Annotated in this window: 13 protein-coding genes (1 of these 13 running past the window's edge); 3 read left to right on the top strand and 10 right to left on the bottom strand. The window is 41.7% G+C overall.

The window, feature by feature from the left end; genetic code table 11:
* Nucleotides 1-485, top strand: the 3' portion of a protein-coding gene (locus tag KJ365_RS09655; RefSeq protein WP_250884136.1) for an RNA recognition motif domain-containing protein. Its footprint begins 7 nt before the window's first position; 485 of the gene's 492 nt are visible here — the last part of the coding sequence; its start codon lies beyond the left edge, outside the window; its stop codon occupies nt 483-485.
* A 41-nt stretch (nt 486-526) separates the two neighbouring features.
* Here KJ365_RS09655 and KJ365_RS09650 read toward each other — a convergent pair whose 3' ends face one another.
* Entirely contained in the window at nt 527-1,657 is a 1,131-nt protein-coding gene (locus KJ365_RS09650; protein WP_214451449.1) for a DUF5610 domain-containing protein, read from the bottom strand.
* Between the two features lie 130 nt (nt 1,658-1,787).
* On the opposite strand from KJ365_RS09650, the gene trmA reads away from it, so the two are divergent.
* A complete protein-coding gene (gene trmA, locus KJ365_RS09645; protein WP_214451448.1) occupies nt 1,788-2,879 on the top strand; it encodes a tRNA (uridine(54)-C5)-methyltransferase TrmA in 1,092 nt (363 codons plus the stop codon).
* Nucleotides 2,880-2,883: 4 nt separating this feature from the next.
* On the opposite strand, the gene fabR is transcribed toward trmA, so the two are convergent.
* The gene (gene fabR, locus KJ365_RS09640; RefSeq protein ID WP_214451447.1) at nt 2,884-3,483 is read right to left on the bottom strand and encodes an HTH-type transcriptional repressor FabR; all 600 of its coding nucleotides are present in this window, start codon (nt 3,481-3,483) and stop codon (nt 2,884-2,886) included.
* A gap of 116 nt (nt 3,484-3,599) precedes the next feature.
* Between fabR and KJ365_RS09635 the strand changes: the two genes are divergently transcribed.
* Nucleotides 3,600-4,736 carry an acyl-CoA desaturase gene (locus tag KJ365_RS09635; RefSeq protein WP_214451446.1) on the top strand — a complete coding sequence of 379 codons (1,137 nt, stop codon included), beginning with the start codon at nt 3,600-3,602 and terminating at the stop codon, nt 4,734-4,736.
* Between the two features lie 81 nt (nt 4,737-4,817).
* On the opposite strand, the gene KJ365_RS09630 is transcribed toward KJ365_RS09635, so the two are convergent.
* The 8 genes from KJ365_RS09630 to KJ365_RS09595 form a co-directional block, all read right to left on the bottom strand.
* Nucleotides 4,818-5,129: a pyridine nucleotide transhydrogenase gene (locus KJ365_RS09630; RefSeq protein WP_214451445.1), complete on the bottom strand. Its 312-nt coding sequence runs from the start codon at nt 5,127-5,129 to the stop codon at nt 4,818-4,820.
* Between the two features lie 358 nt (nt 5,130-5,487).
* Nucleotides 5,488-6,231, bottom strand: coding sequence for a phosphoadenylyl-sulfate reductase (locus tag KJ365_RS09625; RefSeq protein ID WP_214451444.1), 744 nt, complete (start codon nt 6,229-6,231; stop codon nt 5,488-5,490).
* On the bottom strand, nt 6,224-7,936 hold the full coding sequence (cysI, locus tag KJ365_RS09620) for an assimilatory sulfite reductase (NADPH) hemoprotein subunit (RefSeq protein ID WP_214451443.1): 1,713 nt from the start codon (nt 7,934-7,936) through the stop codon (nt 6,224-6,226). The genes KJ365_RS09625 and cysI overlap by 8 nt, the downstream gene beginning before the upstream one ends.
* Nucleotides 7,936-9,738, bottom strand: a complete 1,803-nt coding sequence (locus tag KJ365_RS09615) for an assimilatory sulfite reductase (NADPH) flavoprotein subunit (protein ID WP_214451442.1) — start codon at nt 9,736-9,738, stop codon at nt 7,936-7,938. The genes cysI and KJ365_RS09615 overlap by 1 nt, the downstream gene beginning before the upstream one ends.
* A 113-nt stretch (nt 9,739-9,851) precedes the next feature.
* A complete protein-coding gene (locus KJ365_RS09610) occupies nt 9,852-10,613 on the bottom strand; it encodes a TIGR04219 family outer membrane beta-barrel protein (RefSeq protein WP_214451441.1) in 762 nt (253 codons plus the stop codon).
* 4 nt (nt 10,614-10,617) lie between these two features.
* Nucleotides 10,618-11,604, bottom strand: a complete 987-nt coding sequence (locus KJ365_RS09605; RefSeq protein ID WP_214451440.1) for a DUF2333 family protein — start codon at nt 11,602-11,604, stop codon at nt 10,618-10,620.
* 50 nt (nt 11,605-11,654) lie between these two features.
* Nucleotides 11,655-11,855 carry a PspC domain-containing protein gene (locus KJ365_RS09600; RefSeq protein ID WP_214451439.1) on the bottom strand — a complete coding sequence of 67 codons (201 nt, stop codon included), beginning with the start codon at nt 11,853-11,855 and terminating at the stop codon, nt 11,655-11,657.
* A gap of 165 nt (nt 11,856-12,020) precedes the next feature.
* A complete protein-coding gene (locus tag KJ365_RS09595) occupies nt 12,021-12,314 on the bottom strand; it encodes a hypothetical protein (RefSeq protein ID WP_214451438.1) in 294 nt (97 codons plus the stop codon).
* Between the last annotated feature and the right edge of the window lie 181 nt (nt 12,315-12,495).

Genomic DNA, 12,495 nt, shown 5'->3' with positions numbered 1-12,495 from the left:
CTATCAGGCTTCCTCTAGCCATTATCATTACCGCAATACTAGCGATTGGCGCTTTTTTCGCGCATTCATCTTTTTCATCAACATCATTTGGCCCATATATAGCCTCAATTTTTGTTATTTTAACTTTTGTATTGATGGCGCTGCCATCAATGTTTGCCAATATGGCTAACGGAAGCGAGCCGCAAACCTCTCAAAAAAGAGTGAAAACCAAGTCCAGCGTAACGACAGCAGAAGGAATGGCAACGTTATATGTGGGCAACTTGCCCTATAAAGCAAATGAAGAGTCTATCAAGTCATTATTTGCAGCAGTCGGACACGTTGAATCCGTGAGACTAATGAAGGACCGAAAAACTGGTAGACGAAAAGGTTTTGGATTTGTCGAAGTTGAAGCATCTAAATTAGATGTGTTTATTGACAGACTCAATGACCATGAGTTTATGGACAGAACGATTAAGGTTCGCACCGCAAAAGATAAAGCAAGTTAATTTCTTGTAGGAGCAAAAGGCCCGCTATTACGCGGCGCCTTTTATTCAGAGAACTTAGAATTAAATGAATAGAACTTATTGATGGCTTGGACTATGTCAGGCACTTGTACGTCACTCATTTGATTCACAATACCATTAATAATATCTTTGTACTGTCCTTCGTCATCAAATAGCTCGTTAGATTTCTCCATGAGATTCATAAGCTTTGAAACATACATCACAACGGCTTTAGGTGACGAAAGCTCCTTCGAATCCATACCATCTTTAAAGTGTTTAATATCACCATAAGCGTTCTTTGCATTGAGCCGCTCCATTGCGTCGTTTTTTGCTAATCCCGATAATTCTTTGTCGTCATAACCGAGCGCTAGGGATTTATTGTATGCGGTACTTACGCCACCTCTATAAAACGAATTAATCAAATCGTCGGCGCTGTTAACAAAAGATGCTAATTTCTCGGCAGATGCTTCATTGAGAATATTTTCAATCGAAAAACTAAGATTGGAAGCTTGTGTTGTAAAAAACTGCGCGGTGTTTTCATCGCTAGCATCATTTCCAAACACGCCCTCGCCAAACTTAATCGTGAGCGTTTGGTTATCGCGTGTAGTGACACTTATCTGCGCTAAAGCTGAGTTTTCTGAAGCGTTACTTGACAGATTATAATCGTTAGGATCATTTGATAAAGCTTCTATGCCTTCGATTATCGACGTCCTTGTAAGATCGACTTGAGCTAGTAATTGATCGTCAGCAATGCCTATTAATTCTTGCTTCGCCGCTTGTACTCCTGTTTCGACGCCTTCAATTGCTTTATCTCTGAAATAACTTAACGCATTTGCATCAGCGCCATTAGCAGAAAGGTCCTGAAGTGCAGACGAGACATAATTAATCACATTGTTTGTAACCAAATCAATATCGAACACCACGCTCTGGCGAACAGGTGTCTTTGATTGGCTTTGGTCACTTTTCGTATTTAATTCCGATTCAAACCGTTGAGATATAGAAAAAGACAGCACCTTTGCAACGAATTTATCCGCTGTGCTCGATGCACTGTACGAATCCCCACGCGCAATATCTGCTGTTTTTGTTACTCTTTCGTATTTTTCTAGGTCGACCACATTTTTGGCTTGTTGAACAGGCACACCTGTCAACCCAGCCTTTACTTCTGCTGTGTTCATGATTGATACCTCACTATCCTCAATCTGTTATCGGCCCAAACGTAATTTCTTTAATAAAGAGTTGGTAATTTTTTCAACAACGTTACAATTCAGCCACAAAACAGATTGAACATATTAAAGGTAATCATTTTTGACTAAAGATTTGCACATCTCATATGCAGCACAGTTACAAGAAAAAAGTACTCGACTGCATTCGCTACTATCGCCGTTTTATAAACACAGCATTACCACCTTTTCTTCTGCTGAGAAAGGGTATCGAATGCGCGCGGAGTTTAGGGTGTGGCATGAAGGTGAAGAAACCTTTCATATTATGTTTAATCAAGATACTAAAGAAAAATTTGAGGTTAAAACGTTACCGGCTGCTTGCGATTTAATCAACGAAGCGATGTCTGCGGTAATCTCATTTTTGCATGGAAACAATGAGCTTAGATCCAAGCTTTTTCAAATTGACTACCTTGCAAGCACTAGCAATGAACTCGTTATATCAATGCTTTACCACAAACCACTTAGTGAACAGTGGGATATAGCCGCTACGGCTTTGCAAGCGCATTTATCGAGTTTAGGGAAGGTCAATATAATTGGCAGAGCCCGCAAACAAAAGAGAGTGATAGGGGTTGACTATGTGCTAGAAAAATTAACGCTTAATGGCAGAAAATACGAATTCAAACAAATTGAAAACAGTTTTACGCAACCAAATGCCCAAATCAATTGCAAGATGATTGAGTGGGTATCAGACCATGTTAAAGATTTACCAGGTGACTTACTTGAACTTTACTGCGGGGCAGGGAATTTTTCGATTCCATTAAGTGAGTATTTTAATCACGTGTTGGCCACTGAAATATCCAAAACATCAGTCGCCGCTGCCCAATACAATATTGAACGCAATCACATCGACAACCTAAGTATTATTCGCTTAAGCAGCGAAGAATTTACACAAGCGTATACAAAAGTACGTGAGTTTTATCGCCTAAAAGAAGTATCCTTAGACCAATATGCGTTTTCGACAGTGTTGGTAGACCCGCCAAGGGCTGGCTTAGATGAGGAAACGCTTTCACTGATTGCTAAGTTCGATAACATTATTTATATCTCTTGCAATCCAGAGACCTTGGCAGACAACCTCAAAGCGCTGTGTAATACCCACCGCGTGACTGATGTTGCACTTTTTGACCAATTCCCGTTTACACATCACATCGAAACTGGCGTGATCCTCACTCGATGCTGAGCGTTCACTTTAACTGATAGCTCGAAGCACCCAGTTGTATGAAGCGAAGTTGTGTAATGACTCGGTCAGAGAGCTTATTGACTTCGAGTTGACTTGCATCGAGTGCCTCTGCGCCTGCACTGAAAACAACTCGAACCATTGCTTCCGCCTGCAAATGAGCAATTTGAGGTTCTAGCTGAAGATGAGAAACAATATAATCAGATAATTCTTCTGTGAAATATTGAATCTCTCGCATAACCGCCGAGCGAAACGCCAGCGATGTACCGGTGTGCTCACGCAGCAGCAAGCGGAATACGTTTTTGTTTTGCGTAATAAATTCCATAAAGGTATGCACTGAGATCTCAATCACACTGCCACCTTTTTCAATACGTTGGCGAGCCTTACGCATTAATTGCCTGAGGGCGAGGCCTGATTCATCTACTAAGGTCAGACCTAATTCATTAATGTCGGTAAAATGCCGATAAAAAGAAGTGGGCGCAATACCGGCTTCTCGAGCTATCTCGCGTAAACTAATCGCTGTTAGTGTTTTATTCTCATCTAGCAAAGCGAACGCGGCATCGATAAGTTTTTGACGTGTTTGTAGTTTTTGCTGCTGTCTGTTCATCCGCATATGTTTACACAGCAGATGAGCTTATATCAATAAAATTCTTGCCTTTGCTTGCGCTAAAAGTTAAATTCTGCGTACAGTTGTACGCTGAAATAAATTAAAGTGAAAAATAAGTGAATAGACCTCCATTAATCCCCCTAAATATAACCATCTTCGCCTTAACCACCATCATTGCTGTGATTGGTGTACCTGTTTGGATTGCATTTAACGGCGTTGATTTGACCGAAATTCTTGTAGGTGTGTTCCTATTCTTTTTTACTGGCATGTCAATCACTGCTGGCTATCACCGTCTATGGTCCCATAAAGCCTATGAAGCGCACCCCGTTGTAAAGGTTATTTTGGCCATCGGAGGCGCCATGACGGTGCAAAACAGTATTTTGCACTGGGCTTCAGACCATCGTGTGCATCATCGCCATGTAGATGTTAATGATAAAGACCCCTACTCGGCTAAACGCGGTTTTTGGTTTTCACACATCGGTTGGATGCTACGAGAGTATCAATCTGAACGATACAGTGATTACTCTAACTGCCGTGATTTGCAAAAAGACAAGGTAGTAATGTGGCAACATAATTATTACCTACCAATAGTATTAATTGCCAATTTTGGCATCACCGGTTTGTTAGGCTGGTTAAACGGCGATATTTTGGGGATGATACTCATCGCTGGCGTCGCAAGACTTGTATTGGTGCATCACGTAACATTTTTCATTAATTCGCTCGCGCACATCTGGGGTTCTCGTCCATATACAGATTCAAATACTGCAAGGGATAATGGATTTATCGCCTTTTTTACGTTTGGCGAGGGTTATCATAACTATCACCACATCTTTGAATACGACTATCGCAATGGTATTCGTTGGTGGCAATATGATCCTACAAAATGGTTGATTAAGTCATTATCGTGGGTGAATTTAACGTCTAACTTGCGTACTACACCAGAAGAGCGAATCGAAAAGGCTAAACTTCAGATGGAGCTTAAGTATGCCAAGAAGCGTTTGGTCAATTTACCCAATGCAGAGGAAGTTGCCGCGAAGATTCAACATGAGTACGACATCCTAGTACAAAGGATGACAGATTATTACACGGCTAAAAAGCGTGTTATGGCAAATAAGGGCCATGACATAAAGGCGTCGTATGAAAAATTAGAGCTCGACTTCAAAGTGAAGGAGTTAAAACACTCTTTTTCAATACAAAAAGAAAAATGGCAGTCACTGTATGACCTCTATACCACACCAGCGGCTGTGGCATGACCTAAGTTTTTGTCGTGTTCCTAAAATAAAAAAAGCCTTTCAAATAGAAAGGCTTTTTTGTTTTATCTGTTATTCAGTGTTTTACTTTTGCTTATTGAGTAACTTTGCAAGGTAAGCGTCTTTGTGCGCTACCACTTCAATGTTAAGCGTTTTTGGGTCTATCGTTAGCGTTGCCATTGCGTTATCGCTGGCATTCGCATTCTGCTCAAACAACATAGTTTGTGCTTGTAAAAAAGATTCGTTAGTTTCTATTTTATTGCTCATGCACGAAGCGTTAATCTCGAAAGATGTCTTATCCATACATGAAAAACTATTTGTAGCTACTGTGTCTGTTTGAGCAGCTGAAGCGCCAAAGCAAAATGCTGTTAACAGCGTTGCGGCTAGTATCTTCATATTATTCTCCTCACAGATAACTATGGCAAAGTATACGTAAAGTTTAAGGAAAACACAATGGGCATCATAGAAATATTACATTTATATGACAATAAAGTGATATTTACATGACACATTTGCAAAACATCTTCATTATTGAAGGGGAAGTAGCGTAAATCGCTTTATAAATATGGGATTAACATGCAGATATCATTGCGCCTCGGAAGCATTTCCGTAAAAACGCTCACCATATTGGTATCAAAAGAAATAACTAATAATAGGTAAATATACCCAAGCTCAATGAAAGTCAGGTATCGAACCTATCAATTCAGAATTAGCAAACCTTAGCTTAAGAGAAATACGACTCAAGAACGTTTGTCTATATGCCGTCACCGTCCCCGAACTCATGTAAACCGCACTCACGCTTCAAGCCAAAGAAACGTGTGTCTTGCTCGCTCATACCCGCCTCTAATGGACGCGTTGTATGCCAGTCACCAATTGAAACATACCCTTTTTCCCAGAGCGGATGATACGGTAATTGGTTCTGCTGCATATACTCATGCAACTGCTTATTGCTGTAATCGGCGATAGGATGCACTTTAAATTGTCCACCTTGCTTTTGAACATAGGCTAAATCTTCACGAGATTGAGATTGAGAACGTCTTAGCCCCGCAAACCATGTGTTTGCATTATGTTCTTGCAAAGCTCGCTTCATCGGTTCTACTTTATTTATACGGTTATACTCTTCAATTCCCTCTAGTCCGTTTTCCCATAACTTTCCAAATCGAGCTTCTTGCCACGCGCTTGAAATAGCCGCGCTATAAACTTGCAGGTTGAGGTTGAAACGATTCGTCATTTCATCAATAAACCGATATGTCTCTGGAAACAAATAGCCGGTGTCAGTCAAAATAACTGGGATGTTTGGGGCAACCTCATTAAGTAAGTGCAGCATCACTGCTGATTGTGCGCCAAAACTAGACGATACAATATGTTTGCTGGGCAAATGCTCTAAGGCCCACTCTACGCGTTGAATTGCACTAGACGTTTCTAGGTTTACATTGATTTGCACCAAATCCATCACATTTAGCGGCGCAATCGCATGTTGTTCGGCGAGATTATTCATAAAAATCCCTCGCAGAGTCTATAACAGGCTTAACAATTCCCGCCCTAATAACAAAGTCACCAAATGCCTCTTTGGGTTGACGTTGCTTAGCCCATTTCTCTATAAGTTCATCAATGATTGCCATGATTTCAACATCACTGATGTTTTCCTTGTACATGCGTGGAATTCTAGTTCCTTCGCGGTTACCGCCAAGGTGCAAGTTATACTTATTAGGCCCTTTTCCTACCAAGCCAATTTCAGCTAACATTGCTCTACCGCAACCGTTTGGACATCCGGTAATGCGATAGATGATGCTTTCATCTCCTACATCATGCTTGTTGAGCATCGCTTCAATTTCGCTTACCGCATCAGGTAAGTAACGCTCAGCCTCCGCCATTGCGAGTGGACATGTCGGTAACGAAACACAAGCCATAGAATCTTCACGCTGCTTTGAAACATCTTCTCGCTTTAGCCCATACTTAACCGCCAAGTCTTCAATGACTTGTTTCTGCTCTGTTGGCACACCCGCAACGATCAAGTTTTGATTTGCGGTCAATCTAAAATCACCTTGATGGACCTTTGCAATTTCTCTGCAGCCAGTTTTTAAAGGTTTGTTTTCATAGTCCAAAATACGACCGTTTTCGATAAACAAAGTAAGGTGATGCTTGCCATCGATGCCCTCTACCCAGCCAAAGCGGTCTCCTCGTGAGGTGAATTCATAAGGTTTACTGGGTGCAAAGGTAAGCCCTGCTCGTTTTTCTACTTCAGCCTTAAAGGTCTCAACACCAACACGCTCAAGCGTGTATTTTGTTTTCGCATTCTTTCTATTAACTCGATTACCCCAATCACGCTGAGTAGTGACTACCGCAGCGGCAACATCGAGTGTTTTATCTAGGGGAATAAATCCAAAGTCGTCCGCTTTACGCGGGAAAGTTGACTTATCTCCATGGGTCATAGCCAGTCCACCACCCACTAGCACGTTAAAACCAATCAGTTGATCATCCTGTGCAATAGCGACAAAATTGAGATCATTAGCATGTACGTCCACATCATTATGAGGCGGAATGACAACCGTGGTCTTAAACTTTCTTGGTAGATAGTTTTTGCCCAAGATAGGCTCGTCTTCTTGCGTCGAATCTACTTTTTCGCCGTTTAACCAAATTTCGGCATATGCGTTTGTTTTAGGAAGTAAGTGCTCGCTAATTTTAGCTGCCCATTGCCAAGCCTGTTGATGCACTTCCGATTCAATAGGGTTGGATGTGCACAATACATTTCTATTTACATCACCTGCGGTCGCGATAGAGTCAATGCCTGTTGCATTTAAGGTTTGATGCATAGATTTAATATGCGGCTTTAGAACGCCATGAAATTGAAAGGTTTGCCGAGTAGTAAGTCGAATGCTGCCATAAATAGAGTAGTCTTGTGCAAACTTATCAATTTCCAACCACTGCTTAGGGGTGATCATACCGCCAGGTAGACGGGCTCTTAACATCACATTATGCAAGGGCTCTAGTTTTTGTTTCGCACGTTCAGCACGAATATCTCTATCATCTTGCTGATACATGCCGTGAAAACGAATCAGCTGGAAGTTATCGGCGGTAAAACCGCCAGTGACGTCATCGGCTAAGTCTTGCGTAATCGTTCCGCGCAATAAGTTACTTTCTTTTTTTAGACGCTCATTGTCAGAAAGTTTACCCTCTACGATAAGGTTTTTGTCATTACTCATTAGTAAACATCCTTCTGATAGCGTTTTTCTTTGCGTATCGCCAGTAAATATTGCTTCGCTTCTTGCTCAGTTTTCTGACCAAAGGTTTGAATAATTTTCAGTAACGCAGTTTCTACATCTTTTGCCATTCTAAGAGCATCGCCACATACGTAAAAATGTGCACCTGACTCTAACCACTCGTAAACCTCTTTGCCGTTCTCAAGCAATCGATCCTGAACATATATTTTTTCAGCTTGGTCACGAGAGAAAGCAAGACTGATTTTGGTTAAAAGACCTGATTTCAAATAGCCTTGCCATTCAGTCTGGTACAAGAAGTCTTGCGTAAAGTTGGGGTTACCGAAAAACAGCCAATTTTTGCCCTGTGCCTCAAGCGCATCTCGTTGCTGCATAAATGCGCGAAAAGGCGCGATACCCGTCCCGGGGCCGACCATAATAATCGGTGTATCTGCGTTGCTAGGCAGACGAAAATTATCGTTGTTCTCGGTGTAGACCTTGACCTGCCCCCCCTCTTCTAAACCTGTACATAAGTAACCAGAAGCGCCGCCCTGATGCCGTGTGCCGAAAGCTTCATAATCGACATGAGCTACCGTTAAGTGAACTTCATCTTCAACTTCAGATTGGCTCGATGCAATAGAGTACAAACGCGGTGTGATCGGGCGTAACGCGTCTACTAATGCCTGAGCACTTATATCTTCGGGAAACTGTTCGACGATGTCGACAATTTGTCTTTCTGCTAAAAATGCACGAAGTGCTGCACTGTCATTAAGCAAGGCCGCTAAGGCCTCACTATTAGAGGCTAGCTGATACGCTTTAACGAAGCCGGGATAACTCAATGTTAATTCCAGATGCTCGGTCAAGGCATCAAAAAGTTGATACTCAACATCTTTGATGAGCACTTTATCGTCTGCTTGGTTATTGGTTGCAGTCAGGATCCTTGAAACTAACGATTCATTATTAAGAAAAAAGACACCAAGCGCGTCGCCAGGTTGATAAACGATACCGGAATCTTCAAGAGAAATTTCAACGTGGCGTATATCTTTCACAGAATCCCTGCCGGTTATCTTAAGACTCTGGTTTAGGGTAGCGATGTACGGGTTTTGCTTGGTGTATGCAACAGCAGAGGGTTGTGCAACTATCGGCGCACTTTTTTCAACCGGACTAGTTTTCATGACTGTCGCTAATATCTCATTAATTTTTATGGTCCATGCCGCGAGCTCTTGCTCATACTCCACATCACAATCGAGCCTTTCAATAAGTGGTTGAGCACCAAGCCCTGCAAGACGAGCATCGAAATCTTTACCGGTCTGGCAGAAAAACTCATAACTGGTATCACCTAAAGCTACTACTGCATACTTTAATTTATCGAGGTTAGGCGCTTTTTTGCTTGCAAGGAATTCATGAAATTCAACCGCATCGTCGGGCGCATCGCCTTCACCGTGAGTACTGACGAACAATACCAAATGCGATTCGTCTTTGATTTTGCGGGGTTTGTAGTCAGCCATGCTTACTACGTTGGTTTTTATCCCCTGCGCCTTTACCGAGTCAGCGTAGGAAATAGCAGCATGCTTAGCATTGCCGGTTTGTGAGCCATACATGACGGTCAAAACGCTTTGCTCTTGAGACACTGCCACCGCATTATTAACACTCGCCATTGCTTTTATATCGCTTTGCGACAAACCCGCCAGATATCCACTAGCCCAAATCAGTTGCTCTCTGTCTAACCCTGAGACCGCTTGAGTAATTTGAGAAAGCTGGGTTGAATCCAGCAATGTCAAAGGTATTTTGTTTTGTTGTGACGACATTAAAAAACCGCTAACTTTGAAGATATTCCCAAAGGTTAGCGGTTTTTGTCAATAACGTGAAAGAATTAAAACTAATTTTTTATATTCTTTTATGCTGAATGTTTTTTTGAAGCTTAAAAATCAAACTCGACACCTACGTAGGCGCCATCAAACTCTAAATCAGCATAAATATCATCGATATCCTCAAGCTCTATAGTCGTTACTCGATATCCTGCTTGAATCGTCATATCAAGTGCTAACGTTTCCATAAAGTTATAAGTAATGGCAGCTTGAATATCGCTCACGGTGCTATCGTCTATTGATAAGAAACTTCCCTCTACATACAAACCAAGGCCGGTTAATGGCAGACCCACTGCCGCACGCGAATACACCATAGGAACGATTACATCGAATGACTCAAAGCCAGCTTGTTGCGTTTGCTCATCTACAACCAAAAACTCTCCATCCACTTGTTTACCGGTAATGCCGACATCTAAACTGACTAAATCATTATCTAAGATTTCATAATATAGGATGTAGTCGGTGGTCGTCAGGTCTGCGGTAGTTTGCAGTTGAGAATTTACGACAAATACTTCATCGCCAAAGGTAAAAGTCGAATCGAGGATAGTCGTGCCTGACGTATCATACGTTGTTCTCGCCACCTTAATGTTAGGTATTAGTGGAATCGGATGCTCTAGGGCTGCATAAAAACTGTTATTTGCCTCTTCTTCAAAACTAAAACCTGCAAGGGACTCATTTTGCGCAAAGCCACCTTCGGTTTTCATATTCCAAGCTTGTGCGCCTATGTAACCACCTAACACCGTATCGGCATGTGCCGACATGCTCATAAGTGACGTGCCCGCAATAATCGCAGACAAAATAATTTTCTTTTTCATAAGTTTAGCCTTGGTTAAGGAGTTCTGATAATTCAATCAACGCCGCATTGGCACGAGAGATGTAATTAGCCATGACCAATGAGTGATTTGCTAAAAATCCAAAACCACTACCGTTTAAAATCACAGGGCTATAAACCGCCGTTTGCGTCGATTCTAGCTCGCGAATTATTTGCTCAAGGCTTACAGTAGCATTTTTCTTTTGTAGCACGTCCTCAAAGTCAGTTTCTATGGCTTTTAGAAAGTGTAGCAAAGCCCAGCTAGCTCCGCGAGCTTGATAAAAATTATTATCTAATTGCATCCAAGGTGTTTGCGTAATAATTTTCTCGCTTTGCGGTGTAGACTGCCTTGCTGCGCTATCACCGGCTAAATCGGTATTGAATGCCTCTGTACCAACACTTGCGCTTAGTTGTTGCGACAAGCTACCCAACCGCTTCTCAACTTGCTTTAAATATTCTCTTAAATTATCCGCCCGCGCATAAAACTGACTGTTGCGCTCAGCAATATCGCTTAATTCAGAACGGTAAATTTTCAATGCATCGATACCATCCTGAAACTCACCTTCTGATGATGGCAATATCCAGCGATTATGATCGAAGTTTAATTTGGGTGACGCTTTAACAAGCTGAGGGTTTTCTAATGACTGAGACTGCGAACGGCTGAAGTCTTTGCGCATAGCTAACACAAGGTCTCTCGACATTTCTATCGCGCCAAATTCCCAGCTAGGAATATTATCCATCAATACACCTGGCGGTAGGACATCATTTGAGAGGTACCCACCTGATTTATTCATGAGCGTTTCCATCACCTCTATCAGTGCAGTAGTGGTGGTATACCCGGTCACGACACGTTCGTTGTTTGCGGTCGCTGTCTCTAGCGCTTTTGCATCCACATCAAAAGTGCTAGGCTCAAATCCCCACCAAAATCCAATTAAACCGATAATCAGTAAAACTGAAGCGATGACTGCTGAAACGCTTTTAGTACCTATATTCATGACATTATGTCTTCCGCTGTAAATGCTTGTTGCTTAGTGTACCTTTGTCTCTAGCGATATCGCAATAAGAGTATTGCCAAAACATAGGCTAACGCCGTTGCGACAGGTAACAAAACAAAACAGAAAATCGCACCACCTCTGACTAGCCATGGGTTTACGTCAAATTGCTTTGCAAGCCCAGCACATACGCCAGAAACCTTTGCATTTGCTGCGTCTCTAAAAAAACGATGATGGTTTAAAACAGTTTTCATGGGCATCTCCAATACAACAAAAATTTAATCATTAATAAGTTTTAAATAGGAAAGCAGCATAACAAGCGCTGCACTTCCTAGATAAAACAGTACAGGGGAAAGCAGTAGCCCTAATAAATTTAATTGAATCAACATAATCTAGCTCCGAATATCTGATAATTAAATTTATTCGCCTTTTTGCTCTTCCTTAGAGACTTCGCTTTTTTCGGTCGTCGTCGCTACCAAATCCGTGATCGTTACCGTACCTAGAACTTGCTCGCCATTTACCGATAACAGATGATTTGCGGTAAGTACCGTTTTGTCTATTTGCGTGTCAATCTCTTGTGAAACACTTGATACAGCCTGCTTTACCATCGAGGTGACAATTTGACTTACTGCAGTTTCGTTTGCATTTGCAACACAAGCCGCTGAACTAGTAGCCAATAAAGTGAGTGCAATAATTGATGTTTTAGTATTCATAATCTTTCCTTTCATGCTTTAAATTAAGAGAGGATAGCTGACTGCCTGTATCCTTGCTTCGCCATCAATTGGCTTTAATCAAAGCATTGCGAAACATGTGCCAAAAGTTCAAATTTAATTTTATTTCAATTAATTCAATGGTTTATATTTTTAAACTAAAAGTTTCAGATTGAAAGGAAGG

It is taken from the genome of Glaciecola sp. XM2, assembly GCF_018595715.1.
GTDB lineage: Bacteria > Pseudomonadota > Gammaproteobacteria > Enterobacterales > Alteromonadaceae > Glaciecola.
The sequence above is the reverse complement of the archived record's forward strand: the minus strand, read 5'-3'. Positions and strand labels throughout refer to the sequence as shown.

Coding starts and splice junctions, on each gene's coding strand:
- cysI (WP_214451443.1), bottom strand. CDS start 7,936: ATGAGTAATGACAAAAACCTTATCGTAGAGGGTAAACTTTCTGACAAT.
- KJ365_RS09605 (WP_214451440.1), bottom strand. CDS start 11,604: ATGAATATAGGTACTAAAAGCGTTTCAGCAGTCATCGCTTCAGTTTTA.
- KJ365_RS09625 (WP_214451444.1), bottom strand. CDS start 6,231: ATGAATAATCTCGCCGAACAACATGCGATTGCGCCGCTAAATGTGATG.
- KJ365_RS09595 (WP_214451438.1), bottom strand. CDS start 12,314: ATGAATACTAAAACATCAATTATTGCACTCACTTTATTGGCTACTAGT.
- KJ365_RS09630 (WP_214451445.1), bottom strand. CDS start 5,129: ATGAAGATACTAGCCGCAACGCTGTTAACAGCATTTTGCTTTGGCGCT.
- fabR (WP_214451447.1), bottom strand. CDS start 3,483: ATGAACAGACAGCAGCAAAAACTACAAACACGTCAAAAACTTATCGAT.
- KJ365_RS09615 (WP_214451442.1), bottom strand. CDS start 9,738: ATGTCGTCACAACAAAACAAAATACCTTTGACATTGCTGGATTCAACC.
- KJ365_RS09600 (WP_214451439.1), bottom strand. CDS start 11,855: ATGAAAACTGTTTTAAACCATCATCGTTTTTTTAGAGACGCAGCAAAT.
- KJ365_RS09610 (WP_214451441.1), bottom strand. CDS start 10,613: ATGAAAAAGAAAATTATTTTGTCTGCGATTATTGCGGGCACGTCACTT.
- KJ365_RS09650 (WP_214451449.1), bottom strand. CDS start 1,657: ATGAACACAGCAGAAGTAAAGGCTGGGTTGACAGGTGTGCCTGTTCAA.